General features: G+C 62.5%; 19 protein-coding genes. 9 read left to right on the forward strand and 10 right to left on the reverse strand.

The window, feature by feature from the left end:
* Positions 1 to 13 precede the first annotated feature (13 nt).
* The gene (locus QF045_RS18555) at positions 14 to 577 is read right to left on the reverse strand and encodes a helix-turn-helix domain-containing protein (protein ID WP_306493499.1); all 564 of its coding nucleotides are present in this window, start codon (positions 575 to 577) and stop codon (positions 14 to 16) included.
* Positions 578 to 669: 92 nt separating this feature from the next.
* Here QF045_RS18555 and QF045_RS18560 point away from each other — a divergent pair, with 92 nt between their 5' ends.
* The 7 genes from QF045_RS18560 (at position 670) to QF045_RS18590 (ending at position 8,286) form a co-directional block, all read left to right on the forward strand.
* Complete coding sequence (locus tag QF045_RS18560; RefSeq protein ID WP_306493501.1) at positions 670 to 1,599, forward strand: DMT family transporter; 930 nt, start codon at positions 670 to 672, stop codon at positions 1,597 to 1,599.
* 167 nt (positions 1,600 to 1,766) lie between these two features.
* Positions 1,767 to 4,691 (forward strand): monovalent cation/H+ antiporter subunit A, encoded by a 2,925-nt coding sequence (locus QF045_RS18565; RefSeq protein WP_306493502.1) that lies wholly within the window; start codon positions 1,767 to 1,769, stop codon positions 4,689 to 4,691.
* Positions 4,691 to 6,715 carry a monovalent cation/H+ antiporter subunit D gene (locus tag QF045_RS18570; protein WP_306493503.1) on the forward strand — a complete coding sequence of 675 codons (2,025 nt, stop codon included), beginning with the start codon at positions 4,691 to 4,693 and terminating at the stop codon, positions 6,713 to 6,715. The genes QF045_RS18565 and QF045_RS18570 overlap by 1 nt, the downstream gene beginning before the upstream one ends.
* The gene (locus QF045_RS18575; protein WP_306493504.1) at positions 6,712 to 7,200 is read left to right on the forward strand and encodes a Na+/H+ antiporter subunit E; all 489 of its coding nucleotides are present in this window, start codon (positions 6,712 to 6,714) and stop codon (positions 7,198 to 7,200) included. Before QF045_RS18570 ends, QF045_RS18575 begins: the two co-directional genes overlap by 4 nt.
* Positions 7,197 to 7,475 carry a K+/H+ antiporter subunit F gene (locus tag QF045_RS18580; protein ID WP_306493505.1) on the forward strand — a complete coding sequence of 93 codons (279 nt, stop codon included), beginning with the start codon at positions 7,197 to 7,199 and terminating at the stop codon, positions 7,473 to 7,475. Before QF045_RS18575 ends, QF045_RS18580 begins: the two co-directional genes overlap by 4 nt.
* Entirely contained in the window at positions 7,472 to 7,810 is a 339-nt protein-coding gene (locus QF045_RS18585; protein WP_306493506.1) for a Na+/H+ antiporter subunit G, read from the forward strand. Before QF045_RS18580 ends, QF045_RS18585 begins: the two co-directional genes overlap by 4 nt.
* Positions 7,811 to 7,956: 146 nt before the next feature.
* Positions 7,957 to 8,286, forward strand: a complete 330-nt coding sequence (locus QF045_RS18590) for a helix-turn-helix domain-containing protein (RefSeq protein WP_306493507.1) — start codon at positions 7,957 to 7,959, stop codon at positions 8,284 to 8,286.
* Here the strand turns inward: QF045_RS18590 and QF045_RS18595 are convergent.
* The 3 genes from QF045_RS18595 to QF045_RS18605 all read right to left on the reverse strand — a co-directional run bounded on the left by QF045_RS18595 (position 8,283) and on the right by QF045_RS18605 (position 12,364).
* Positions 8,283 to 9,065 carry an SDR family oxidoreductase gene (locus tag QF045_RS18595; RefSeq protein WP_306493508.1) on the reverse strand — a complete coding sequence of 261 codons (783 nt, stop codon included), beginning with the start codon at positions 9,063 to 9,065 and terminating at the stop codon, positions 8,283 to 8,285. The two genes, QF045_RS18590 and QF045_RS18595, sit on opposite strands and share 4 nt — an antisense overlap.
* Positions 9,066 to 9,256: 191 nt before the next feature.
* Positions 9,257 to 10,645 (reverse strand): cysteine--tRNA ligase, encoded by a 1,389-nt coding sequence (cysS, locus tag QF045_RS18600; protein WP_306493509.1) that lies wholly within the window; start codon positions 10,643 to 10,645, stop codon positions 9,257 to 9,259.
* Between the two features lie 18 nt (positions 10,646 to 10,663).
* Complete coding sequence (locus tag QF045_RS18605) at positions 10,664 to 12,364, reverse strand: glutamine--tRNA ligase/YqeY domain fusion protein (RefSeq protein ID WP_306493510.1); 1,701 nt, start codon at positions 12,362 to 12,364, stop codon at positions 10,664 to 10,666.
* A gap of 239 nt (positions 12,365 to 12,603) precedes the next feature.
* Between QF045_RS18605 and QF045_RS18610 the strand changes: the two genes are divergently transcribed.
* Both QF045_RS18610 and lpxH read left to right on the forward strand, forming a co-directional pair.
* Positions 12,604 to 13,110 carry a peptidylprolyl isomerase gene (locus tag QF045_RS18610; protein WP_065877469.1) on the forward strand — a complete coding sequence of 169 codons (507 nt, stop codon included), beginning with the start codon at positions 12,604 to 12,606 and terminating at the stop codon, positions 13,108 to 13,110.
* A complete protein-coding gene (lpxH, locus tag QF045_RS18615; RefSeq protein WP_306493511.1) occupies positions 13,107 to 13,856 on the forward strand; it encodes a UDP-2,3-diacylglucosamine diphosphatase in 750 nt (249 codons plus the stop codon). Before QF045_RS18610 ends, lpxH begins: the two co-directional genes overlap by 4 nt.
* A 154-nt stretch (positions 13,857 to 14,010) precedes the next feature.
* Here the strand turns inward: lpxH and QF045_RS18620 are convergent, their stop codons facing one another.
* The 6 genes from QF045_RS18620 to QF045_RS18645 form a co-directional block, all read right to left on the reverse strand.
* Positions 14,011 to 15,540, reverse strand: a complete 1,530-nt coding sequence (locus tag QF045_RS18620) for a DHA2 family efflux MFS transporter permease subunit (RefSeq protein ID WP_306493512.1) — start codon at positions 15,538 to 15,540, stop codon at positions 14,011 to 14,013.
* On the reverse strand, positions 15,540 to 16,739 hold the full coding sequence (locus QF045_RS18625) for an efflux RND transporter periplasmic adaptor subunit (RefSeq protein ID WP_306493513.1): 1,200 nt from the start codon (positions 16,737 to 16,739) through the stop codon (positions 15,540 to 15,542). The genes QF045_RS18620 and QF045_RS18625 overlap by 1 nt, the downstream gene beginning before the upstream one ends.
* Before the next feature lie 15 nt (positions 16,740 to 16,754).
* Positions 16,755 to 18,206 carry an efflux transporter outer membrane subunit gene (locus QF045_RS18630; RefSeq protein ID WP_306493514.1) on the reverse strand — a complete coding sequence of 484 codons (1,452 nt, stop codon included), beginning with the start codon at positions 18,204 to 18,206 and terminating at the stop codon, positions 16,755 to 16,757.
* Positions 18,206 to 18,676: a MarR family winged helix-turn-helix transcriptional regulator gene (locus QF045_RS18635; protein WP_306493515.1), complete on the reverse strand. Its 471-nt coding sequence runs from the start codon at positions 18,674 to 18,676 to the stop codon at positions 18,206 to 18,208. The genes QF045_RS18630 and QF045_RS18635 overlap by 1 nt, the downstream gene beginning before the upstream one ends.
* A 235-nt stretch (positions 18,677 to 18,911) precedes the next feature.
* The gene (locus QF045_RS18640) at positions 18,912 to 22,595 is read right to left on the reverse strand and encodes a translocation/assembly module TamB domain-containing protein (protein ID WP_306493516.1); all 3,684 of its coding nucleotides are present in this window, start codon (positions 22,593 to 22,595) and stop codon (positions 18,912 to 18,914) included.
* Positions 22,595 to 24,322 (reverse strand): autotransporter assembly complex family protein, encoded by a 1,728-nt coding sequence (locus QF045_RS18645; protein WP_306493517.1) that lies wholly within the window; start codon positions 24,320 to 24,322, stop codon positions 22,595 to 22,597. The genes QF045_RS18640 and QF045_RS18645 overlap by 1 nt, the downstream gene beginning before the upstream one ends.
* Positions 24,323 to 24,325: the final 3 nt, after the last annotated feature.

Below are 24,325 nucleotides of genomic sequence, written 5' to 3' on the forward strand. Positions count from 1 at the left end.
GCCGAGCGAACAGTTAGATCACCACGTTGCGTACAAAGCGCACTGTCACGTCGCCATCATTGCGATAGCCGTGCACATGAAGGCTGGCAAACATATAGAACTCACCGGCGGCGACGCGCTTTTCCTCATCCCCCACCAACAGCGTGAGGCAACCTTCGAACACGAACAGCTGCACACTCCAGCCGTCCGGGTCGGGGTCGGGGCTGTAGCGGTCGCCCGGTGCCAGGTGCATCTCCCACAGCTCGACTTCGCGCCGCGCAGTGGCCTTGGCCAGCAACACCGCTTTGCTACCGGGAATATCACCGGCCCAGGCCAGTTCGTTGATGCGACTGTGGTCGCCTGCATCCGGCGCCTGGATCAAATCGCTGAAGGCGACATCCAACGCTTCCGCGACGCGGTCGAGGGTCGACAGGCTGACGTTCTTCTCGCCGGCCTCAATGGCCACCAGCATGCGCCGGCTGACCCCGGACTTTTCCGAAAGCGCGGTCTGGCTCAGGTCGGCGGCATGGCGCAGGCGACGCACGTTCTGGCTGACGTGTTGCAGGACCGAAGCCCGTTGTGGATTTTCTTTGTGCACTATATTGCTCAATGGGTAGGTGTGCGCAGTATACTGCCCAGCGTGCGGCGCATTGTGCGGTCCGTGCCCTTCCCTTGCAAGACCGAGCCGCCATGACCGCCCCGAACTCCCCTTCGCGTTTCAATCGTTTGAGCAAAGCCGAATGCATCCTGGTCGTCATCACCATGATCTGGGGCGGCACCTTCTTGCTGGTGCACCATGCCATGACCGTCAGCGGGCCGATGTTTTTCGTGGGCCTGCGCTTTGCGGCGGCAGCCATTGTGGTCGGCTTTTTTTCCCTGCGCACCCTGCGCGACCTGACCTTTCTGGAGTTGAAGGCCGGGGTGTTCATCGGCGTGGCGATCATGTTCGGCTACGGCCTGCAGACTATTGGCCTGCAGACGATTCTGAGCAGCCAGTCGGCGTTCATCACTGCGCTCTATGTGCCGTTCGTGCCGTTGTTGCAGTGGCTGGTGCTGGGCCGACGCCCAGGGTTGATGCCGAGCCTCGGCATCATGCTGGCGTTTGCCGGGTTGATGCTGCTGACTGGCCCGACCGGTGCGTCGCTGAATTTCAGCCCCGGTGAAATCGCTACGCTGATCAGCGCCGTGGCGATTGCCGCCGAAATTATTATGATCAGCGCCTTTGCCGGGCAGGTGGACGTGCGGCGCGTAACCGTGGTGCAACTGGCCACGGCGTCGCTGCTGTCGTTCCTGATGGTGGTGCCGATGGGTGAGGCCTTGCCGGGTTTTTCGTGGCTGCTGCTATTTAGTGCGGTCGGCCTGGGCTTGACCAGCGCGGTGATCCAGGTGGCGATGAATTGGGCCCAGCAGAGTGTGTCGCCGACCCGCGCCACCTTGATCTATGCCGGTGAGCCCGTGTGGGCTGGCGTGGTGGGGCGACTGGCCGGCGAGCGATTCCCGCCGATTGCGATGGTGGGGGCCGCGTTGATCGTGCTGGCGGTGATTGTGAGTGAGATGAAGAGAAGCAGCTCGAAAGTGATCGATGCCAAGGTCGAAGTTGAACCGGAAAGTCAGCGGTGATGTTTTGAGCTGCAAGCTGCAAGAAATACGCGATCGGCTATTCTATTGCAGCTTGCCGCTTGTAGCTGCTTTCTACTGCATCTGTAGGATTCTGCCACATCTTGCCGTTTGGTGATCGAGAAAGCGGCACGTATGATGCATCCCAAACTCCCGCAGATTAGAAGCCTATGTCCCTGATAGTTCTACTGCTTCTGCCATTCATTGGCAGCTGTCTGGCGGCCTTGCTGCCGCACAACGCACGTAACACCGAATCGTTGCTGGCTGGTTTGGTGGCCTTGGTCGGCACCGTACAAGTCGCCCTGCTTTACCCCCAGATCGCCCACGGTGGCGTCATCCGTGAAGAATTCATGTGGTTGCCCAGCCTCGGCCTGAATTTCGTGCTGCGCATGGATGGCTTCGCCTGGCTGTTCTCGATGCTGGTGCTGGGCATCGGCACACTGGTGTCGCTGTACGCGCGTTACTACATGTCGCCGGACGACCCGGTGCCGCGTTTCTTTGCGTTTTTCCTGGCCTTCATGGGCGCCATGCTCGGCCTGGTGATTTCCGGCAACCTGGTGCAGATCGTATTTTTCTGGGAACTGACCAGCCTGTTCTCGTTCCTGCTGATCGGTTACTGGCACCACCGCGCCGATGCCAGGCGCGGCGCCTACATGGCGTTGATGGTCACCGGCGCGGGCGGCTTGTGCCTGCTGGCTGGGGTGATGTTGCTCGGGCATATCGTCGGCAGCTATGACCTGGACCAGGTGCTGGCGGCCGGTGATCAAATCCGCGCGCACTCGCTGTACCCAGTGATGCTGGCCCTGGTGCTGCTCGGCGCCTTGAGCAAAAGCGCGCAGTTCCCGTTCCATTTCTGGCTGCCCCACGCCATGGCGGCGCCCACGCCAGTTTCGGCCTATCTGCACTCGGCCACGATGGTGAAGGCCGGCGTGTTCCTGCTGGCCCGCCTGTGGCCGTCATTGTCCGGCAGCGAAGAATGGTTCTGGATCGTCGGCGGCGCCGGCGCCATTACCCTCCTCCTCGGCGCCTACTGCGCCATGTTTCAGAACGATCTCAAGGGCCTGCTGGCCTACTCCACCATCAGTCACCTCGGGCTGATCACCTTGCTGCTGGGCCTCAACAGCCCGCTGGCTGCCGTCGCGGCCGTGTTCCATATCCTCAACCACGCCACGTTCAAGGCCTCGCTGTTCATGGCGGCGGGCATCATCGACCACGAAAGCGGCACGCGGGACATCCGCAAGCTCAGTGGGTTGGTGCGCCTGATCCCGTTTACCGCGACCCTGGCGATGGTGGCCAGTGCCTCGATGGCCGGCGTGCCGTTGCTCAATGGTTTCTTGTCCAAAGAGATGTTCTTCGCCGAAACGGTATTTATCTCGGCGACAAAATGGGTGGAAATCACGCTGCCGGTGATCGCGACCATCGCCGGTACCTTCAGCGTGGCTTACGCCTTGCGATTTACCGTGGACGTGTTCTTCGGCCCGCCGGCCACCGACCTGCCTCACACCCCCCACGAACCCCCGCGCTGGATGCGTGCGCCGGTTGAACTGCTGGTGTTCACCTGCCTGCTGGTGGGCATCTTTCCTGCGCAGATGGTCGGTTCGATCCTCGCCGCCGCCGCGTTGCCGGTGGTGGGCGGCGTGCTGCCCGAGTACAGCCTGGCGATCTGGCACGGCTGGAATGCACCGCTGATCATGAGCCTGGTGGCCATGTGCGGCGGCGTGGTGCTGTACCTGATGTTGCGCAAGCAACTCAAGCGCGGCCGCTTCGCCTACCCGCCGCTGATCGGCTACTTCAATGGCAAGCGCGGCTTCGAGCGCTGCCTGGTGCTGATGATGCGCGGCGTGCGCCGCATCGAGAAGCGCATCAGCACCAAGCGCCTGCAGACCCAGCTGTTCCTGCTGGTGATCGTGGCGGTGATCGGCGCCATGATCCCCATGCTCAACAGTGGCCTGAGCTGGGGCGACCGGCCGAAGATCCCCGGTTCCATCGTGTTCGTCACCCTGTGGCTGCTGGCGATTGCCTGCGCGCTGGGCGCCGCCTGGCAGGCCAAGTACCACCGGCTGGCAGCCCTGACCATGGTCAGCGTGTGCGGCCTGATGACCTGCGTTACCTTCGTGTGGTTCTCGGCGCCGGACCTGGCGCTGACGCAACTGGTGGTGGAAGTAGTGACCACCGTGCTGATCCTGCTCGGCCTGCGCTGGTTGCCACGCCGGATCGAAGAGGTCTCGCCGCTGCCCAGCTCGCTGCGCAAGGCGCGCGTCCGGCGCCTGCGCGACTTCCTGCTGTCCACCGTGGTGGGCGGCGGCATGGCGCTGCTGTCTTACGCGATGCTGACCCGCCAGACGCCCAACGATATCTCCTCGTTCTACCTCAGCCGCGCACTGCCCGAAGGCGGCGGCAGCAATGTGGTGAACGTGATGCTGGTGGACTTCCGCGGCTTCGACACCCTCGGCGAAATCACCGTGCTCGGCGCGGTGGCGCTGACGGTATACGCACTGCTGCGGCGCTTCCGTCCGTCGAAGGAAAGCATGGAGTTGCCGCCCCAGCAGCGTCAACTCGCGCCCGATGTGGCCACCGACCTGGTCAACCCACGCCAGGCCAGCGACACCGCCCTGGGCTACATGATGGTGCCGGCGGTGCTGGTGCGCCTGCTGTTGCCGATAGCGCTGGTGGTGTCGCTCTACCTGTTCATGCGTGGGCACAATCAACCGGGCGGCGGCTTTGTCGCGGGGCTGGTGATGTCGGTGGCGTTTATCCTGCAATACATGGTGGCCGGCACGCAGTGGGTCGAGGCGCAGATGAGCCTGCGGCCGATGCGCTGGATGGGCTTCGGCCTGTTGTCGGCGACCCTCACCGGGCTTGGCGCGTTGTTCGTCGGGTACCCGTTCCTCACCACCCACACCTGGCACCTGAGCCTGCCGGTGCTGGGCGATATCCATATCGCCAGCGCCTTGTTCTTCGACGTCGGCGTGTACGCCATGGTCGTCGGCTCGACCCTGCTGATGCTCACCGCCCTCGGCCACCAGTCGGTGCGAGCGCACAAACCGAGCAACCAGCCCAAACCCGTCGCCAACCCACAAGGAGCTGCCGCCTGATGGAAGAAGTCATCGCAATTGCCATTGGGGTGCTGGCAGCCTCCGGCGTCTGGTTGATCCTGCGGCCACGGACGTTCCAGGTGGTGATGGGCCTGTGCCTGTTGTCCTACGGGGTCAACCTGTTCATTTTCAGCATGGGTAGCCTGTTTATCGGCAAAGAGCCGATCATCAAGGACGGCGTGCCACAGGACCTGCTCAATTACACCGACCCCCTGCCCCAGGCGCTGGTGCTCACGGCCATCGTGATCAGCTTCGCCATGACCGCGGTTGTTCCTGGTGGTGTTGCTGGCCTCCCGAGGCCTGACCGGCACCGACCATGTGGATGGCCGGGAGCCCAAGCAATGAATTGGGTCAATCAACTGATCGTCGCGCCGATCCTGCTGCCCTTGCTGACTGCAGCGCTGATGCTGATGCTCGGCGAAAAACGCCGCCCGCTGAAGGCAAAAATCAACCTGGTCTCGAGCATGCTCGGGTTGGGCGTCGCCGTTCTGCTGTTGTACTGGACGCAAAAAGGCGGCCCCGGCTCGATTGGCGTGTACCTGCCGGGCAACTGGCAAGTGCCGTTCGGTATCGTGCTGGTGGTGGATCAACTGTCGGCGCTGATGCTGGTGCTGACCGGGATCATCGGCGTCAGCGCGCTGCTGTTCGCCATGGCCCGCTGGGACCGTGCCGGCACCAGCTTCCACGCGCTGTTCCAGGTGCAGATGATGGGCCTGTACGGGGCCTTCCTCACCGCCGACCTGTTCAACCTGTTCGTGTTCTTCGAAGTGCTGCTGGCGGCGTCCTACGGCTTGATGCTGCACGGCTCCGGCCGCGCACGGGTGTCGTCAGGGCTGCATTACATCGCGATCAACCTGCTGGCATCGTCGCTGTTCCTGATCGGCGCGGCGATGATCTACGGGGTGACCGGCACGCTGAACTTCGCTGACCTGGCGCTGAAAATCCCATTGGTGCCGGAGGCCGATCGCGGCCTGCTGCACGCCGGCGCGGCGATCCTGGCCACCGCGTTCCTGGCCAAGGCCGGCATGTGGCCACTGAACTTCTGGCTGGCGCCTGCCTACTCCTCGGCCAGCGCGCCGGTGGCGGCGATGTTCGCGATCATGACCAAGGTCGGCGTGTACACCGTGCTGCGCTTGTGGACGTTGCTGTTCTCCGGCCAGGCTGGCGCTTCGGCGTTGTTTGGCGGTGACTGGCTGGTGTACGGCGGCATGGCGACCATTGTGTGCGCAGCGCTGGCAATGCTCGCGGCGCAGCGCCTGGAACGCATGGCCAGCCTGAGCATCCTGGTCTCGGCCGGGATCCTGTTGTCGTCCGTGGGGTTTGCCCAGCCGAGCCTGACGGCCGGGGCACTGTTTTATCTGGTCAGCTCCACTTTGGCGCTGAGCGCGTTGTTCCTGCTGGCTGAACTGATCGAACGCTCGCGCTCGGCCAATGACCTGCCGCTGGACGAAGAGATCGACGCGCTGCCCAAGGCCATGGAATCCCTGCATCCACGGCCCGGCGTCAACCTCGACGATGAGCAGAAAGCCGTGGTCGGCCAGGTGATCCCTTGGACCATGGCGTTTCTGGGCTTGAGCTTTGTCGCCTGCGCCTTGCTGATTATCGGTATGCCGCCGCTGTCCGGGTTTATCGGCAAGCTCAGCTTGTTGAGCGCGCTGGTCAACCCGCTGGGCCTGGGCAATGCGGTGGATGAACCCATTCGCCCGGCGGCGTGGGGCCTGGTGGCGCTGCTGATCCTGTCTGGCCTGGCCTCGCTGATTGCATTCGCACGGCTCGGCATCCAGCGCTTCTGGACCCCCGAAGAGCGCCCATCGCCGTTGCTGCGCCGCTACGAGTGCGTGCCCATCTTCTTCCTGCTGGGCTTGAGCATCCTGCTGACCTTCAAGGCCGAGCCGCTGATGCGCTATACCCAGGCCACCGCCGTCAGCCTGAACAACCCGGAACGCTACGTGATGGCGGTGCTGGCCACGCGCCCGGTGCCGAGCCCTGAAGCCCAGGCTGCCGCGCTGGAGGTGCAACCATGAAGCAACTGCTCCCTGCACCGTGGCTGTCCCTGGCGCTCTGGATGCTGTGGCTGGTGCTGAACCTGTCGGTCAGCCCCGGCAACCTGCTGCTTGGCGCGCTGCTGGGTTTTCTGGCGCCGCTGATGATGGCGCCACTGCGCCCGCAACCGATCAGCCTGCGTCGTCCCGGGGTGGTGCTGCGCCTGTTCCTGCTGGTGGGCCGCGACGTCATCGTTTCCAACCTGCAAGTGGCCTGGGGCGTGCTGACCTGCGGCACACGAGCGCCGCGTTCGCGCTTTATCAAGATTCCCTTGGACCTGCGCAGCCCCAATGGCCTCGCGGCGCTGTCGATGATCACCACGGTGATTCCCGGCACCATCTGGTCCGAACTGGCGCTGGACCGCAGCGTCCTGCTCTTGCACGTGTTCGACCTGGACGAGGAAGCGTCCTTTATCGAGCACTTCAAGGCCACCTACGAGCGGCCCCTGATGGAGATCTTCGAATGAGCGCCCTGCTCGCCAATGCGATCCTGCTCAGCCTGTTCCTGTTTTCCGTGGCCATGGTGCTGACCCTGATCCGCCTGTTCAAAGGCCCGTCAGCTCAGGACCGGGTACTGGCACTGGACTACCTGTACATCCTGGCCATGCTGATGATGCTGGTGCTGGGCATCCGGTATGCCAGTGACACCTACTTTGAAGCAGCGCTGCTGATTGCGCTGTTTGGCTTCGTGGGCTCGTTTGCCCTGGCCAAATTCCTGTTGCGTGGCGAGGTGATCGAATGATGCCGTTATGGATGGAAATTGTCGTTGCGGCATTGCTGGTACTCAGCAGTGTGTTCGCGTTGATCGGAGCAATTGGACTGCTGAGGATGAAAGACTTCTTCCAGCGCATGCACCCGCCGGCGCTGGCCTCGACGATTGGCGCCTGGTGCGTGGCGTTGGCCTCGATCATCTATTTTTCGGTGCTCAAGTCCGGGCCAGTGTTGCACGGCTGGTTGATACCGATTCTGTTGTCAATCACGGTGCCGGTGACCACGCTGCTATTGGCCCGGACCGCGCTGTTCCGCAAGCGCATGGCCGGCGACGATGTACCCGCCGAAGTCAGCAGCCGCCGCTGATTAAAGATCGACACGGTTAAAAATGTGGGAGGGGGCTTGCTCCCGATAGCGGTGGTTCAGCCAGTTCATCTGTAACTGGCCCACCGCAATCGGGAGCAAGCCCCCTCCCACATTTGAAGCTGTTGCAAATATCCAGGAGCTACGCAATGAGCGAAACCCACACCCCCGCCACCGCCGCGGCTGCCGTCGAAACCACCCTCGACTGGCTCGGCGGCCGCTGGAAACTGATCATCCTGTTTCATCTGTTCGGCGGCCAGGTGCAGCGTTATTCGGACCTTGAGCGGCTGATACCGGATATCTCGCAGAAAATGCTCGCCCAACAACTGCGCCAGCTTGAAGCTGATGGCCTGGTGCACCGCACGGTCTACCCGGTGGTGCCGCCCAAAGTGGAATACCGCATGACCGAGTGGGGCCAGAGCCTGTGCCCGGTGTTGGATGGCCTGCTCAAATGGCAGGCCGCCAAGCCGGTAATCTAGACGGTGGGCACGGTGCCGCCGTCGATCACGTATTCGGTCCCGCTGATCGAAGCGGCGCGCGGCGACACCAGAAAGGCGATCAAATCCGCCACCTCCCGGGGCTTGGCCGGCCGACCCAGCGGAATGCCGCCCAGCGCCTGCATGATGATCTGCTTGCCGCCCTCGTAATCCGTTCCCGCTTGCTGCGCCAAGCGCTCTGCAAGCGCCACCGCCGCGTCCGTCTCCACCCAGCCCGGCGATACACGCACTACGCGCACACCTTTTGGCGTCACCTCCTTGGACAGGCTCTTGCTGTAGGTCGCCAACGCTGCCTTTGCGGCGGCATACGCCGTGGTCGATTCCGGCAACGGCAATTCGCGCTGGATGGACGTGACATGAATAATCACCCCTGCCCCACGCTCGATCATCCCCGGCAACAGCGCTCGATCCACCCGCACCGCCGCCATCAGGTTCTGGCCCAGCGCACTTGCCCACTGCTCATCATCCAGCACGGCAAAACCACCGCCTGGCGCGCTGGAACCACCGAGCACATTGACGATGATATCCACACCGCCAAAGCGATCTTGCACCGCCTCGGTGGCACTCGCACAACCGGCGGCAGTGCCGAGGTCGGCGGCGATGAAATGCACGCCTTCAGGTGTCAAATCCGCCGCCGAACGCGCGACCGAAATCACTTGCACGCCTTGTTCCTGCAACGCGCCAACCACCGCAGCGCCGATGCCCTTGGTGCCTCCGGTAACGAGTGCACGAAGGCCTTCCAGTTCTAGATCAAAGCTCATGAAACCGACTCCTGGGTAAATGAAGACCGCAGGATAGGAACGGGACGCAGAGGGCCACAAGAACGCACGAAAAGGTAATGGGCTCACTGAAAAGTAAGTATCTGGATTCAGGGGGCGCGCCGAAGTCAGCAGCCGTGAAAAAAAATTGTGGGAGGGGCTTGCCCCCTCCCACATTTGTATCGGGTTACCAATCAGGCCTGGTCAGCCAGCCGCCAGGTCGTCCCGCCCTTGCCGTCTTCCAGCACAACGCCCATTGCGGTCAGTTGGTCACGGATACGGTCGGATTCGGCCCAGTCCTTGTTGGCCCGAGCGGTCAAGCGCGCCTGGATCAGCGCATCGACTTGCGCCGCATCCACGCGCCCTTCAGCGCCGGCTTGCAGGAAGTCATCAGCCTCCATCTGCAACACGCCCAGCACGCTCGCCAGTTCTTTCAGACGAGCCGCCAGACCCGCTGCCGCCTCGACATCGGTCTCGCGCAAGCGGTTGATCTCACGCACCATCTCGAACAGTACCGCGCAGGCTTCGGGGGTACCGAAGTCGTCGTTCATCACTTCGGTGAAGCGGGCCACGAAGGCTTCGCCTCCAGCCGGTGCCACGCAGGGCAGGCCTTTCAACGCATGGTAGAAACGCTCCAGGGCGCCCTTGGCGTCCTTGAGGTTGTCTTCCGAGTAGTTGATGGCGCTGCGGTAATGGCTGGACACCAGCAAGTAACGCACAACCTCCGGGTGGTACTTGGCCAGCACGTCGCGGATGGTGAAGAAGTTGTTCAAGGACTTGGACATCTTCTCGCCATTGATGCGGATCATGCCGCAGTGCATCCAGGCGTTGGCGTAGGTCTTGCCGGTGGCGGCTTCGCTCTGGGCGATTTCGTTCTCGTGGTGCGGGAACTCCAGGTCGCTGCCGCCGCCATGAATGTCGAACGTCTCGCCCAGGCAGCAGGTGGACATCACCGAGCATTCGATGTGCCAGCCCGGACGCCCGGCGCCCCATGGCGACTCCCAGCTTGGCTCGCCAGGCTTGGTGGCTTTCCACAGGACAAAGTCGAGCGGATCCTGCTTGGCTTCGTCGACTTCGATGCGCGCGCCGATGCGCAGGTCTTCGATCTTCTTGCGCGACAGTTTGCCGTAGCCCATGAACTTGGCGACGCGGTAGTACACGTCGCCATTACCTGGCGCGTAGGCGTAGCCCTTGTCGATCAAGGTCTGGATCATCGCGTGCATGCCAGGGATGTGGTCCGTGGCACGCGGTTCCATGTCTGGCTTGAGGATATTGAGGCGCGCCTCGTCCTCGTGCATCGCGGCGATCATGCGCTCGGTCAGCGCGTCGAACGACTCGCCGTTTTCGTTGGCGCGGTTGATGATCTTGTCGTCGATGTCGGTGATGTTGCGCACATAGGTCAGGTCATAGCCGCTGAACCGCAACCAGCGGGTCACCAGGTCAAAGGCAACCATGCTGCGGCCATGGCCGATGTGGCAGTAGTCGTACACGGTCATGCCGCACACGTACATGCGCACCTTGTTGCCATCGAGCGGCTTGAAGACTTCTTTGGTCTTGCTGAGTGTGTTGTAGATCGTTAGCACAACGGCTTCCTTAGAGAATCACTGGCCCCACGAATCACGCAAGGTCACGGTACGGTTGAATACCGGATGACCAGGTTTGGAGTCCTTGATATCCGCGCAGAAGTAACCTTCGCGCTCGAACTGGAAACGGTCTTCCGGCTGTGCGTCGCCAAGCGATGGCTCGGCACGACAACCCGTGAGTACTTGCAGGGAGTCTGGGTTGATGTTGTCGAGGAAGCTTGCGCTGTCTTCGGCCTTCTCAGGGTTGGGCGAGCGGAACAGACGATCGTACAGGCGCACTTCGCATTCGATGCTGGCGGCGGCCGGTACCCAGTGCACCACGCCCTTGACCTTGCGGCCTTCGGGGTTTTTGCCCAGGGTGTCCGGGTCGTAGGAGCAGCGCAGTTCGACGATGTTGCCATCGGCGTCCTTGATCGCTTCGTCGGCGCGGATCACGTAGCTGCCGCGCAGGCGTACTTCGCCGTTCGGTTCCAGGCGCTTGTAGCCTTTTGGCGGCTCTTCCATGAAGTCATCGCGGTCGATGTAGATTTCACGGGCGAACGGCAGCTTGCGCACGCCGAGTTCTTCTTTCTGCGGATGACGCGGCAGTTCGAGGTTTTCGACCTGGTCTTGCGGGTAGTTGGTGATCACGACTTTCAATGGACGCAGCACGCACATGGCACGCGGCGCGTTTGCGTCGAGGTCCTGGCGGATGCTGAATTCGAGCATGCCGAAGTCGACCACGCCGTCGGAACGGTTGGTGCCGACCATGTCGCAGAAGTTACGGATCGACGCCGGGGTGTAGCCGCGACGGCGGAAGCCCGACAGGGTCGACATGCGCGGATCGTCCCAGCCATGCACGTGCTTCTCATCCACCAGTTGCTTGAGCTTGCGCTTGCTGGTGATGGTGTAGTTCAGGTTCAGGCGGCTGAACTCGTACTGGCGCGGCTGTGCCGGCACCGGCAGGTTGCTCAGGAACCACTCGTACAGCGGGCGATGGCTCTCGAACTCCAGGGTGCAGATGGAGTGAGTGATGCCTTCGATGGCGTCCGACTGACCGTGGGTGAAGTCGTAGTTGGGGTAGATGCACCACTTGTCACCGGTCTGGTGGTGGTGGGCATGGCGGATGCGGTACATGATCGGGTCGCGCAGGTTCATGTTCGGCGAGGCCATGTCGATCTTGGCGCGCAGCACGCGGGCGCCATCCGGGAACTCACCGGCGCGCATGCGGGCGAACCAGTCGAGGTTCTCTTCTACCGAACGGTCGCGGAACGGGCTGTTCTTGCCCGGCTCGGTCAAGGTGCCGCGGTATTCCCGGGCCTGTTCCGGGCTCAGGTCGTCGACATAGGCCTTGCCGGCCTTGATCAGCTCGACGGCCCAGTCGTGCAACTGGTCGAAGTATTGCGAGGCATAGCGCACTTCACCGGACCATTCGAAGCCCAGCCACTTCACGTCGCTTTCGATGGCATCGATGTATTCCTGGTCTTCCTTGGCCGGGTTGGTGTCGTCGAAACGCAGGTGCGTGACGCCACCGAACTCCTGGGCCAGCCCGAAGTTCACACAGATCGACTTGGCGTGACCGATGTGCAGGTAGCCGTTGGGCTCTGGCGGGAAACGGGTGACGATCTGCGTGTGCTTGCCCGATTCGAGGTCCGCCTGGATGATCGGGCGCAGGAAATTGACCGGGACGGCAGGTCCGGCCTTGGAATTCGAGGTAGGGTCGACAGTGGGCTTGCTCATAGGATCCTTGAACAGACAGGTTCGTGGCCGGTTGGGGCCAGACAAAACAAAGGCGATATCATAGCTGATGCTGTCAAGGCGCTGACAGCGGTTGAGGTGCTTTTAACGCACCAGTGGTAAAAAACCACCTCGAAATTCCTGCGCGGCACGCTAAACTGCGCGCCTTGGCCGACGTTTAGCCAGACAGGTAAGGCGCCCAGGCGCTCAAACCCACGAATTCCCTGAAAAGAGTAGTGAACATGACTCAAGTCAAACTGACCACCAACCACGGTGACATCGTCATCGAGCTGAACGCCGAGAAAGCGCCGATCACCGTCGCCAACTTCATCGAGTACGTCAAAGCCGGCCACTACGAAAACACCGTTTTCCACCGTGTCATCGGCAACTTCATGATCCAGGGCGGCGGTTTCGAGCCAGGCATGAAAGAGAAGAAAGACAAGCGTCCAAGCATCCAGAACGAAGCGGACAACGGCCTTTCCAACGACAAGTACACCGTCGCCATGGCCCGTACCATGGAGCCGCATTCGGCCTCCGCGCAGTTCTTCATCAACGTTGCCGACAACGCCTTCCTGAACCACAGCGGCAAGAACGTGCAGGGTTGGGGCTACGCCGTGTTCGGTAAAGTCACCGCTGGCACCGACGTTGTCGACAAGATCAAAGGCGTGTCCACCACGTCCAAGGCCGGTCACCAGGATGTTCCCGCAGAAGACGTGATCGTCGAGAAAGCCGAGATCATCGAAGCGTGATATTGCTGATTTCAGACTTGCATCTGGAAGAGGAGCGCCCGGACATCACCCGGGCGTTTCTGGATCTGCTCCACGGCCGCGCCCGTGGCGCCCAGGCGTTGTATATTCTAGGGGACTTCTTTGAAGCCTGGATTGGCGACGATGGGATGACACCGTTCCAGCGTTCCATCTGTGCAGCGCTGCGCGAACTGAGCGACAGCGGCACCCCGATTTTCATCATGCACGGCAACCGCGATTTCCTGATCGGCAAGGCGTTCTGCAAAGCTGCAAGCGCAACCTTGCTCAAGGACCCGAGTGTCGTGCAGCTCGCCGGCGAACCCGTGCTGCTGATGCACGGCGACAGCCTCTGCACCCGCGACCTTGGCTATATGAAGCTGCGGCGCATCCTGCGTAACCCGATTGTGCTGTTTATCCTGAGGCATCTGCCGTTGCGCACCCGCCACAAACTGGCGCGCAAGTTGCGCAGCGAAAGCAGTGCCCAGGTACGCATGAAGGCCAACGACATAGTCGACGTCACGCCGGAAGAAGTACCACGGGTGATGCAGCAATTTGGCGTGCGCACCCTGGTCCACGGCCACACCCACCGCCCTGCCATCCACAAACTGCAGATTGGCGACCAGGCGGCCAAGCGCATTGTACTGGGGGACTGGGACAAGCAAGGGTGGGCGTTGCAGGTGGATGAGCAAGGCTTTCAGTTGGCGGCGTTTGACTTCGTCAATCCGCAGTTGGCGTTGCCTGGCGCTTGAGCCCGAACACCACTGATCCACTGTGAACAGAAATCAAAATGTGGGAGGAGGCTTGCCCCCGATGGCATTCGGTCATTTACTGATGAGTTGACTGACACACTGCTATCGGGGGCAAGCCCCCTCCCACATTTGAATGCATTTCAACTCTCGGAGATCAGTGGCCGGACGCTTCCGGCCCGGCCTTCGCCCCGAACGGCGGCTTGGCCAGCCACACCAGCAGCATCAGGCCCATGAACATCCACCCCAGCAGCGTGAAGTAATCCACGGTGGACATCATGTACGCCTGGCTGGTGAGGATCTGGTCCAGCTGCGTGTAGGCCTTCTGCCCTGCCCCACCGAGCGCCTGCAAGGCGTCGCGGGTCGCCGAGTCATAGGTAGTCATGTTCTCGCTCATGTAGGCATGGTGCTGGTCCGCCCGACGAATCCAGATCCAGGTAGTCAGCGACGCCGCAAAGCTACCGCCCAAGGTACGCAGGAAGGTCGCAAGGCCCGCCCCGTCGGCGATCTGCTGTGGCGGCAGGTCGGACATCAGGATGCTCAGGGTCGGCATGAAGAACAGCGCCACGCCGATACCCATGAACAGCTGCACCAGGGCGATGTGGGTGAAGTCCACCTCGTTGGTGAAACCGGCGCGCATGAAGCAGCTCAAGCCGATCGCCAGGAACGCCAGGCCCGCCAGCAGGCGCAGGTCGAACTTGTGCGCGTACTTGCCCACGAACGGCGACATCAGCACCGGCAGGATACCAATGGGCGCCACCGCCAGCCCGGCCCAGGTCGCGGTGTAGCCCATCTGGGTTTGCAGCCACTGCGGCAGAATCAGGTTGATACCGAAGAAGCCCGCATAACCCAGGATCAGCACGATGGTGCCGATGCGGAAGTTGCGGTAAGCAAACAGGCGCAGGTTCACCACCGGGTGCTTGTCGGTCATTTCCCAGATGACGAACACCGCGAGAGCGATCGCCGAGATCACCGCACCGATAATGATGAAGTTGGATTCGAACCAATCCAGGTCGTTGCCCTTGTCGAGGATGATCTGCAAGGCGCCGACGCCGACGATCAGGCTCAACAAGCCCACGTAGTCCATCGGTTGGTGACTGGTGACCACCGGGCGCTTCTTCAGCTGCGCACGCACCACCATCACCGCAAAGATGCCGATGGGCACGTTGATGAAGAAGATCCACGGCCAACTGTAGCTGTCGGTGATCCAGCCGCCGAGGATCGGCCCGGCAATCGGCGCCACCACCGTGACCATCGCCAGCAGCGCCAGGGCCATGCCGCGTTTGGCCGGCGGGTAGACCGCGATCAGCAGCGTCTGGGTCATCGGGTACAACGGCCCGGCAACCAGGCCCTGCAGCACGCGAAAGCCGATCAACTCGGGCATCGACGTGGAGATACCGCACAGGAACGACGCCAGCACAAACAGCAGGGTCGCCCACAGAAACAGCTTCACCTCGCCAAACCGGCGGCTCAGCCAGCCGGTGAGCGGCAAGGCAATCGCGTTGCTCACCGCAAACGAAGTGATGACCCAGGTGCCCTGCTCCGAACTCACCCCCAGGTTGCCGGAAATAGTCGGCAACGCCACGTTGGCGATGGTGGTGTCGAGCACCTGCATGAAGGTCGCCAGCGACAGCCCGATAGTGGCCATCAACAGGCTGGGTGGCGTGAACGAGGCGTTATTGCTCATCAGCGTTGCGCAGCCTTGGGAGCGGCAACGCTGTTGTCATGGATCAACTGGTTGATCATGGCATCGGCCTCGGCCAGTTGGCGGTCGTACACGTTGGTGGTGAACGATGCCTTTTGCGGCGCCTGTTGCGCCAGGACCGGGCCGCTCTGGTCGTGCAGGTCTACATTGACCACGGTGCTCAAACCGACCCGCAGCGGGTGCTTGGCCAGCTCTTCGGCGTTGATATGGATGCGCACCGGTACCCGCTGCACGATCTTGATCCAGTTGCCGGTGGCGTTCTGCGCGGGCAGCAAGGCGAACGCGCTGCCGGTGCCGGCGCCCAGGCTGTCGACGGTGCCGCTGTACTTCACGTCGCTGCCGTAGATGTCGGATTCAATATCCACCGGCTGGCCGATGCGCATGTCACGCAGCTGGGTCTCCTTGAAGTTGGCGTCGATCCACAGCTGGTCCAGCGGGATCACCGCCATCAGCGCGGTGCCCGGTTGTACGCGCTGGCCCAGTTGCACGGTGCGCTTGGCCACATAACCGGTAACCGGTGCGATCAAGGTGCTGCGGGCATTGGTCAGGTAGGCCTGGCGCAGTTGCGCGGCGGCGGCTTGCACATCCGGATGGGACGAAATCACCGTGTCATCCACCAGTGCGTTGCTGGTTTTGAGTTGCTGCTCAAGGTTGGTCAAGGCGTTCTTGGCCGCAGTCAGGCTGTCACGGGCGTGGGACAGTTCTTCCTGGGAGATCGCCCCGCCCTGGGCCAGGGTCTTGCGTCGGTTGTAGTTGTCCTGGGCCGTCTGCACATCGGCTTTCTGCGCATTGACCTGGGCTTTCATACCGTCGACGTTGCTGTACAAGCCACGGACCTGGCGCACCGTGCGGGCCAGGTTGGCCTGGGCACTTTGCAGGCCGACGGCGGCGTCGTTGGGGTCGAAGCTGACCAGCACCTGACCTTCGTGGACCAGGTCGCCATCGTCGGCGCCGATGCTGACCACGGTACCGGTGACCAGCGGGGTGATTTCCACCACGTTGCCATTGACGTAGGCGTCATCGGTGCTTTCGTTGAAGCGCCCGTAGAGCTCGTACCAGGCCCATACGCCGACGACACCCAGGATCACGATCAGCACCAGGCCGATCAGCAGGACTTTGCGTTTGCGTGGATTGTTGTCTTGGGTGTGTTCGGCTGTGTTGTTGCTGTCGGCAGTGGCCATGAAAAATACCTCAAATTATTCCGTGCGGTGGGCTGGGGTGGTCGCGGCCACGTTGTCGGCGTTGAACCCGCCACCCAGGGCCTGCATCAATTGAATCGACAGATCGATCTGCGCAGCATTCAAGGCCGCCAGCTGACGCTGGGCCTGCAGCAATTGCTGCTCGATGCTGAGCACATCCAGGTAGTTACCGATGCCGGAGCTGTAGCGCTGCACCCCGGTGTCGTAGGACTGCTGGGCGATGTCCGCGGCGTGTTGCTGGGCCTGGATCTGCCGCCCGGTGTCGCGCAGTTGCGACAGGGTGGTGCCGATATCGCCCAGGGCTTGCACCAGGGTCTTGTTGTACTGCGCCACGGCCAGGTCGTAATCGGCGTCACGGGCGTCAAGGTCGGCGCGCAGCCGCCCGCCGTCGAAGATCGGCAGCGAAATCGTCGGCGCGATGTTGAAGAAGCGACTGGCCGAGCCGAACATCGCGTCGCCCAGCAACGATTCGGCGCCGGCGCTCGCGCTCAGGTTGAGGTTGGGGTAGAAGCGGGTCTTGCTGGCGGCGATGTCCTTGCTCGCGGCTTCCACCCGCCACCGTGCGGCGACCAGGTCCGGGCGCCGGCCGAGCAATTCGGCGGGCAGCATCGACGGCACGGCGACCGCCGCGGGCTTGAGCACATTCGGGCGGGCCAATTCGTTGCCACGGTCAGGGCCTTTGCCGAGCAACACTGCGAGGGCGATTTTGGCGCTTTGCAGTTGTTTTTCCGCATCGATCAACTGCGACTGGGAGCTGGCTTCCAGGCTTTCGGTTTGCTGGTATTGGTACTCGCTGTCGATACCGGAACTCAGGCGGCGCTTGCTCAGGTCGAGCATCTGGCGGGTGCGCTTGAGGTCTTCGGCGGCCAGGTCATGCACGATATGCGCCTGACCCAGGTCGCTGTAGGCCTTGGCCACGTTGGCGGCCAGCGTCAGGCGCGCGGCCTGCTGGTCGACTTCGGCGGCGCGGGCCTGGCCGAGTGCGGCTTCCCAGGCTGCGCGTTGGCCGCCCCACAGGTCGAAGTTGTAATTGAAGCTGGCGCCGATGTTGCGCACCGTCGAATAGGCATCGCCCTCCCCACGCGGATCCTGGTCCTTGGCCAGCCGTGAACGGCTGACACCGGCGCTGGCATCCACGGTAGGCATGCGCGCGGCGTTGGCGGCATAGGCTGCGGCCTCGGCCTGATGCGCACGGGCGCTGGCCACTTGCATGTCGGGGCTGTGTTGCAGGGCTTCCTGGATCAGTCCGTCAAGCTGGGGGTCGCCGAGGCTTTTCCACCAGTCGGCGGCGGGCCATGCGGCGCTGGACAGGCTGACGCCGCTCAGGGATTTGCCGGTTTGCAAGGTGTTGGCGTCGAGGCGTTTGCCTTGGGTATCAAGGCCGCTGTAGTTGGCGCAACCGGCCAACGTCATCGCCATCAGCACCAGGCTGAATGCGCGTGTGTTCATCAATGACCTACCCGCTGGAGGGTGATGGGATCACCCGCAGCTATCAGAATTTTCTTGAGGATCCGTTCCAGGGTTTCCAACTCCCCCACCTCGAGTACACCGGCCAGTTGGTTGAGGGCCTGGGCGCCGATGTGCGGCAGCATGTCCGCCAGGCGCTGGCCGTCGGCGGTGAGTACCAACTGCACCTGGCGGCGGTCGAGTTCGGAACGCTTGCGACTGAGCAAATGCTTTTGCTCCAGACGGTCGAGCATGCGCGTCATCGAACCGCTGTCCAGCGACAGGTTGCGGCACAGCTCGGCCGGGGTATCGACGCCAAACTGGGCCATGATGATCAACACCTTGAACTGCGCGGCGGTAATGCCGTGGGGTTCCATATGGGTGTCGATGATGCGGTCCTTGAGGATCGCAGCGCGGCCCAGCAACAGGCCGAGATGGCACTTGTGGAAGTTATCCGGGGTGAAATGAGGCATCGGAAGTCACCTTATTACTGCCTAGGCAGTGAATGTGTGACGAGATATTACTGCTTAGGCAGCGAATGTCAAATGGAATAGTTAGGTTGCTTGGTAATTACCCCAAGCCTGAGTGAAACACATACCAATGTGGGAGGGGGCTTGCTCCCGATAGCGGTGGGTCAGCTACAAATAAGCTGACTGACAGACCGCCATCGGGAGCAAGCCCCCTCCCACATTTTTGACCGCGCGATGCTTAGAAATCGCGCTTGTAGAAGATATCCAGCGAACTGGCGACGCCCGTGGCCACTTCCAGGTACACCTTCTTGCTCAGCAGGTAGCGCAAGGCGATGGTGTTGGCCGGTTCGAACACCCCGACCCCGTAGCGCAGGCTGAGTTTCTCGTTGATCTTGCCGCTGGCCACCACCGCCGTGTTGTTGCCGGTGCCCTGGGTGTCCAGGTCGAAATCCTGGATCCCCAGTTTGTTGGCGATGTCCGTGGTCACCCCGGCGCTGCCCATCAGGCCCAGGCCCAGGGCGGCTTCGGCAAGCATGTTGTTGTCTTCACCGTTGTTGGTCCGCGAACGCCCCAGCACCAGGTAGGACAGCGCGTCTTCCTGGGCCATGGCAGGCTCGGAGAAGATTTGCGTGGTCGGCTGCTCGGCACTGCCGCTCAAACGAATGCCAGCGGTAACCGTGCGCGAGGATTCGGTGGTTACGCGGACCGCCTCGATATCCAGGAAGGGTTGGTCCAACGGCCCGGCGAACAACAGCCGCGCACGGCGCACATTCAGGCGTTGGCCGTAGGCACGATAACGGCCGTCGTTGAGCCACAGCTCGCCACGGGTGTCCATGTTGTCACCGATATGCACATGGCCCTGCACTTTGGCGGTGAGGCCGAAGCCGGCGAAGTTGAGCTGGTCTTCGCCCACCTCCACGTCGATATCCATGGCCATGGCCATCGGCGGCTTGCCCTCTTCGGTCTGGCTGCCGACGATGACCGTGTCATCGGACACCTTGACCGTCGATGGCGGCAGTTCGCGCACGGTGATATCGCCACGCGGGATGTGCACCTTGCCGGCGATTGCCAGCTTGTCGTCCTTGAGGCTGATCTTGAGGTCAGGCGCCACTTCCAATACGGCGTAGGGCTCCACCGTCACGGGCAGTTGCGAGCCCTTGAGGCTCAGGTCGACCACCAGCGCGCGGCCCCAGTCGATCTGCCCGCGCAGGCTGCCCTGCCCGGCCTTGCCACTGCGCCAGGCGCCATTGAGTTGCACGCTTTCGCCAGCGATCAGGGCTTGCACGTTCAGGCCTTCCAGGCTTACAGGCAGTTCGGGTCCGGAGATTTCACCGTCCACCAGGTTAACGCTGCCGTTGATCTGTGGCGCAAGCAAGCCGCCGGAAATCCGCCCGCTGCCATTGAGCTTGCCGGTGAGTTTTTCCACCATTGGCACGAACGGGCGTGCCACCGCCAGGTCCAGCCCGGTGAGGCTGAAATTGCCCGTGATCGGTTTGCTGGCCGGCAGCGGGTTGATCTGCGCCTGCAGCAGCAACTCGCCGAGCTTGCCGCCATGGAAGTTCAACTGAGTGTCGATGCGCTTGGGATTGAGGGTGGTTTCCAGCTTCAGCGTGTCGTAGGGGAAATCCAGCCACTGGCCCTTGTCCCTGACGCGCAAGTTGCCGCCACCGGCGTCCACCGACACCACGCCTTTGGGGCCGCTGGCCGGCAGATCCAGTTGCACATCGGCATTGAGCCTGCCCTGCCAGGCGAAGTCCTTGGGCAAGAACGCCGCCAGGCTGTCGAGGGGGAATTGCTTGAGGTGGTAACGCAGCTTCGGTTCGGGCATCAGGCGCTGGTCTTCGCCACACAGGCTGGCGCCACCGGACACCCAACAATGGGCGGCAAAGGTCAGCTTGCCATCGGCCAGGCGCTCGATTTTCGCCGGGGCTTGCAGCCGCCAGTCCTGGCCGCCCGCTTGCACGTCGCCACTGGCCAGGCGCCCGCGCCAGTTGCCTTGGTCGAGATTGCCGTCCAGGGCCAGGGCCAGCTTGAGCAAAGGACCTGCCAGGTCCAACTGGACCTTCTGGTTCTTGATATCACCCTGGGCACTGGCGGTGAGGGTACCGACTTGGGTCTCGCCGCTTTGGATGCCGCCGCCCTTGAGGTCGATGCGGGCGCGCTGGGCGCTGTCCAGTGTCGCGTCGAGGCTGAGGCTTTGCAGGCGATTGTCGGCCAATGCCAGTTGCTGACCCTTGAGGTCTAGCTTGCCTTGTGGCGCCTTCAGGGTGCCGGCGACATCGACGCGGCCATTGATTTGCCCGCGCAGTTGCGGCCAGAGCTGGGCCAGGCGCGCCAGCTTGATGTCGATCTGTCCGGCCAGGCGCTGCTGCAGGCTCCCGCTGCCGTTGATGCGGTTGTCGCCCAGGCGGATGTCCAGGTTGGCGAGGGTCCATTGTTCGCCCGCGCCTTCGGCCTTGGCTGCCAGCACGGCGGTTTGCCCGCGCAGGCGGCCCTTGAGGTCAAGGTCGGCGTTGAGCTTGAGTTGTTCGTTCCTGAATTCGCCTTTGCTGCGCAGCGGCCCGGCCAGGGTGCCGGGCAATTCGGCGACCCAATAGGCCGGGTTCAACGCGGTCAAATCCAACGCGGTGTCCCAGGCGATGCCGTCGGCGAACTGCACCGTCACCCGGCCTTCGGCCTTACCCTGACCGGCGGTCAGCTTGAGCTCGGGCAGGAAGATTTGCTTGAGGTCGCCACTGAACGGCGTGACTACGTTGAACTTGCCGGCCGGGCCGTCCAGATCGGCCTTGAGGTTGCCCAGGTAGTTGCCGTCCTTATAGGAAATTTCACCGTTAAAGGTGCGCAAGGCGACCTGCGGCTCATCGATCAGCGGATAGAGGCGATGCCAGGGGAAGTCCAGCCAGTCGATTCTGGCATCGGCGCTGAAGCCTTGTTGCCAGTCCAGATTGGCGCTGAGCTTGAGGCTTTGCTGGTCGCCGGCAGTCAGGTCCAGGCCGGCGATCTGCGCACCCTTGGCATCCACCTTGCCGCGCAGCAGCAGGTCCACCGGGCCTTTTTCCGCTGGCAGCAGTGCTTTACCCAGCAATTGGTAACCGTTTTTCAGGTCACCCTTGGCGCTCAGGTCCAGCTGATTGAGCCGCAAGGTATCGGGCAGATCGGCGCTGGGTTTGAAGGCATCAGCGGTGATGCGCACTTGCGCCGGCAGGTTGTCCGCCAGCGGCTGCAACTCGCCACTGAGCTTGGCCGGCAGGTAGCCGCTGCTGTCAGCGTCGAGTTTGAGTGTCTTGAGCAGGTCGCCGTCGACCTTGAGGGCAACCGTCCAGGGCGCGCCGCCCGGCGCATAAGGCAGGCTGAGTTGACCGCTGGCCGTCAAAGGCCAATTGCCGACCGGTTGCAGCAGGCCGGACAGGTCCAGCACCAGACCGTCCCGTTGCAGGTGCACCGCGTCGATCTGCAGGCCTTCGGCAGTCCAGTGCGCCGCCAGTTGCAAACCCTTGAGTTGTTCACTGCCGTTAAACAGCAACGTACCGACGCGAACCTCGCCTAATTGGATGGCAAGTGGCAGTTTCAGATCCGGCAACGCAATAGGCCCGCTGCTCTCTTCGGCACTGGGCGCAAATTGCAGACTGACTTGCTCCACGTCCAGCTTGTCGATGCACAAGGTCATTTGCAGCAAGCACGCGGGCGACCAGGCAAACGTCGGCGCATTCAGCTCTACGCGGCTACCGTCTTGTTCCCATAGCAGATGATCGGCACGCCACTGGCTGCCGAGACGCCCCTCGAAATTCTCGACGCGCAAACCCGGCACCAGGCCCAAGACCCAGCGGCTGCCAGACTGGGTAGCCACTACCGAGCACAGCGCCAGCAGCACCACGGCGAGGATGGCAATCACGACCAGCCCCGCTATTTTCAAACCACGCATCACAGCTCAGGCCCCATGGAAAAGTGCAATCGAATGCCGCCCGGGTCTTCCAGGGCATGGGCCAGGTCGAGGCGGATCGGGCCAACCGGCGAAACCCAGCGCACCCCCACACCCACACCGGTTTTCAGGCTCGGCAGTTCCAGGTTATTGAACGAGTTGCCCTGGTCGATAAAGGTCGCGATCCGCCATTTTTCGGCGATGGAGTATTGGTACTCGGCACTCAGGGCCACCATATAGCGGCCGCCGATGCGATCACCGCGGTCGTTTTCCGGCGACAGGGTCTGGTATTCATAGCCGCGCACGCTTTGGTCGCCACCGGCAAAGAAGCGCAGCGACGGCGGCACCGACTTGTAACCGTTGGTGGCACTGCCACCGAGTTGCGCGCGACCCAAAAAGCGGTGGTTATCCCACAAGGTGGTCAAGCCCTTGATCGTGGCGGTGCCGTAGAGCAGGTTGGTGTCGGAACCGAGCCCTTCCTTGGCGACCTTGCTGTCGAACATCAGGCGATAACCGTTATGTGGATCGATGCGGTTGTCGCTGCGCAGGTAGGAGTAGCTGATGCCCGGCATTACCAGGTTACTCATGCCCGAGTCATTGCCCAGTTTGTATTCTTCACGCTGATATTTGAGTGAGATAACCCGCGTCCAGCCGCTGGGCAATTTGCTGTGCCATTCGGGGCCGATCGTGAGCAACTTGCTCAAGGTGTCGGTGTTGGCCAACTCTTCATTCTGGTAACCGCCGGCGAAGCGCAATTTATCCGTGAGCGGTGGGTCGAGCGGCACGTCATACCACAGCCCAACGTTCTGCCGCGGCGCCGACAGCTCGGCTTCCCAGCCATAACTGTGGCCCTGGGGATTGACCCAGTGGCGTGTCCAGTTGGCCCGGCCCCGAGGGCCGACGTCCGTCGAGTAACCCAGACCCAGGCCCATGGTGCGTGGCTTGCGCGTGTCCAGTTGCACGGCCACCGGAATCACGTCGTTGGTCGAGGCCGTGGGGCTGGCGTCTACCCGCACGCTTTCGAAGAAGCCACTGGCCTGCAGGTTCTGGTTGAGTTCGGCGATCAATTCGGAGTCGTAGGGTGTACCGCTTTCGAAGGGCACCATGCGCTGCAGCAGTTCCTCATCAAATGGCGTATCGCCGCTGAAGCTGACCTTGCCCATGCTGTAGCGCGGGCCGCTGTCGTACACCAGCTCGATGTCGGCGACGCCCGCCTGGGGATCTACGGAGAGCGTCTGGCGCGTGAAGCGCCCGCTGAAAAACCCATAGCGCGACGCCTGATTCTGGATCAGGCGCTTGGCATCGTCGTAATGGCCGTGATTGAGCACCGCGCCGGGCTTGAGGTCGTCACTGGCCGGCACCCGAAATGCTTTGAGGCTGGCCGCCGGACCGTCGACCCGAAGAGTGACGTTACGCAAATGCACCGGCTCGCCGGGCTCGATGGTCAGGGTCAGGCGCGGGTTCTTCCCGCCCTTCACCTCGCTGGCGATCTGCGGCTGATAGAAGCCCAGCGCCTGGGCGGCTTTGCGCGCTTGTTCTTCGGCGCCGCGACTGAACCGCAGCAGCGCTTCTTCATCACGATCGCCCACCCCGCCGATGTAGCCTTCGATGTTGGCTTTCAGCGCGTCGTTTGAGGGCTTGATCCGCACGTCCAGTTCGCTTTGCGCCAGTACGCCGCAGCTTGTGAACAGCAGAATCAAGCCGCTGGTAAATCTGTCTGGAAACTTCATAGG

This window comes from Pseudomonas sp. W4I3 (genome assembly GCF_030816195.1).
Lineage (GTDB): Bacteria > Pseudomonadota > Gammaproteobacteria > Pseudomonadales > Pseudomonadaceae > Aquipseudomonas.

Bases quoted from the DNA above. Each gene is read 5' to 3' on its own strand.
- QF045_RS18560 (WP_306493501.1), top strand. From the start codon at position 670: ATGACCGCCCCGAACTCCCCTTCGCGTTTCAATCGTTTGAGCAAAGCC.
- QF045_RS18565 (WP_306493502.1), top strand. From the start codon at position 1,767: ATGTCCCTGATAGTTCTACTGCTTCTGCCATTCATTGGCAGCTGTCTG.
- QF045_RS18570 (WP_306493503.1), top strand. From the start codon at position 4,691: ATGGAAGAAGTCATCGCAATTGCCATTGGGGTGCTGGCAGCCTCCGGC.
- QF045_RS18575 (WP_306493504.1), top strand. From the start codon at position 6,712: ATGAAGCAACTGCTCCCTGCACCGTGGCTGTCCCTGGCGCTCTGGATG.
- QF045_RS18580 (WP_306493505.1), top strand. From the start codon at position 7,197: ATGAGCGCCCTGCTCGCCAATGCGATCCTGCTCAGCCTGTTCCTGTTT.
- QF045_RS18585 (WP_306493506.1), top strand. From the start codon at position 7,472: ATGATGCCGTTATGGATGGAAATTGTCGTTGCGGCATTGCTGGTACTC.
- QF045_RS18590 (WP_306493507.1), top strand. From the start codon at position 7,957: ATGAGCGAAACCCACACCCCCGCCACCGCCGCGGCTGCCGTCGAAACC.
- QF045_RS18595 (WP_306493508.1), bottom strand. From the start codon at position 9,065: ATGAGCTTTGATCTAGAACTGGAAGGCCTTCGTGCACTCGTTACCGGA.
- QF045_RS18605 (WP_306493510.1), bottom strand. From the start codon at position 12,364: ATGAGCAAGCCCACTGTCGACCCTACCTCGAATTCCAAGGCCGGACCT.
- QF045_RS18610 (WP_065877469.1), top strand. From the start codon at position 12,604: ATGACTCAAGTCAAACTGACCACCAACCACGGTGACATCGTCATCGAG.
- QF045_RS18620 (WP_306493512.1), bottom strand. From the start codon at position 15,540: ATGAGCAATAACGCCTCGTTCACGCCACCCAGCCTGTTGATGGCCACT.
- QF045_RS18625 (WP_306493513.1), bottom strand. From the start codon at position 16,739: ATGGCCACTGCCGACAGCAACAACACAGCCGAACACACCCAAGACAAC.
- QF045_RS18630 (WP_306493514.1), bottom strand. From the start codon at position 18,206: ATGAACACACGCGCATTCAGCCTGGTGCTGATGGCGATGACGTTGGCC.
- QF045_RS18635 (WP_306493515.1), bottom strand. From the start codon at position 18,676: ATGCCTCATTTCACCCCGGATAACTTCCACAAGTGCCATCTCGGCCTG.
- QF045_RS18640 (WP_306493516.1), bottom strand. From the start codon at position 22,595: ATGCGTGGTTTGAAAATAGCGGGGCTGGTCGTGATTGCCATCCTCGCC.
- QF045_RS18645 (WP_306493517.1), bottom strand. From the start codon at position 24,322: ATGAAGTTTCCAGACAGATTTACCAGCGGCTTGATTCTGCTGTTCACA.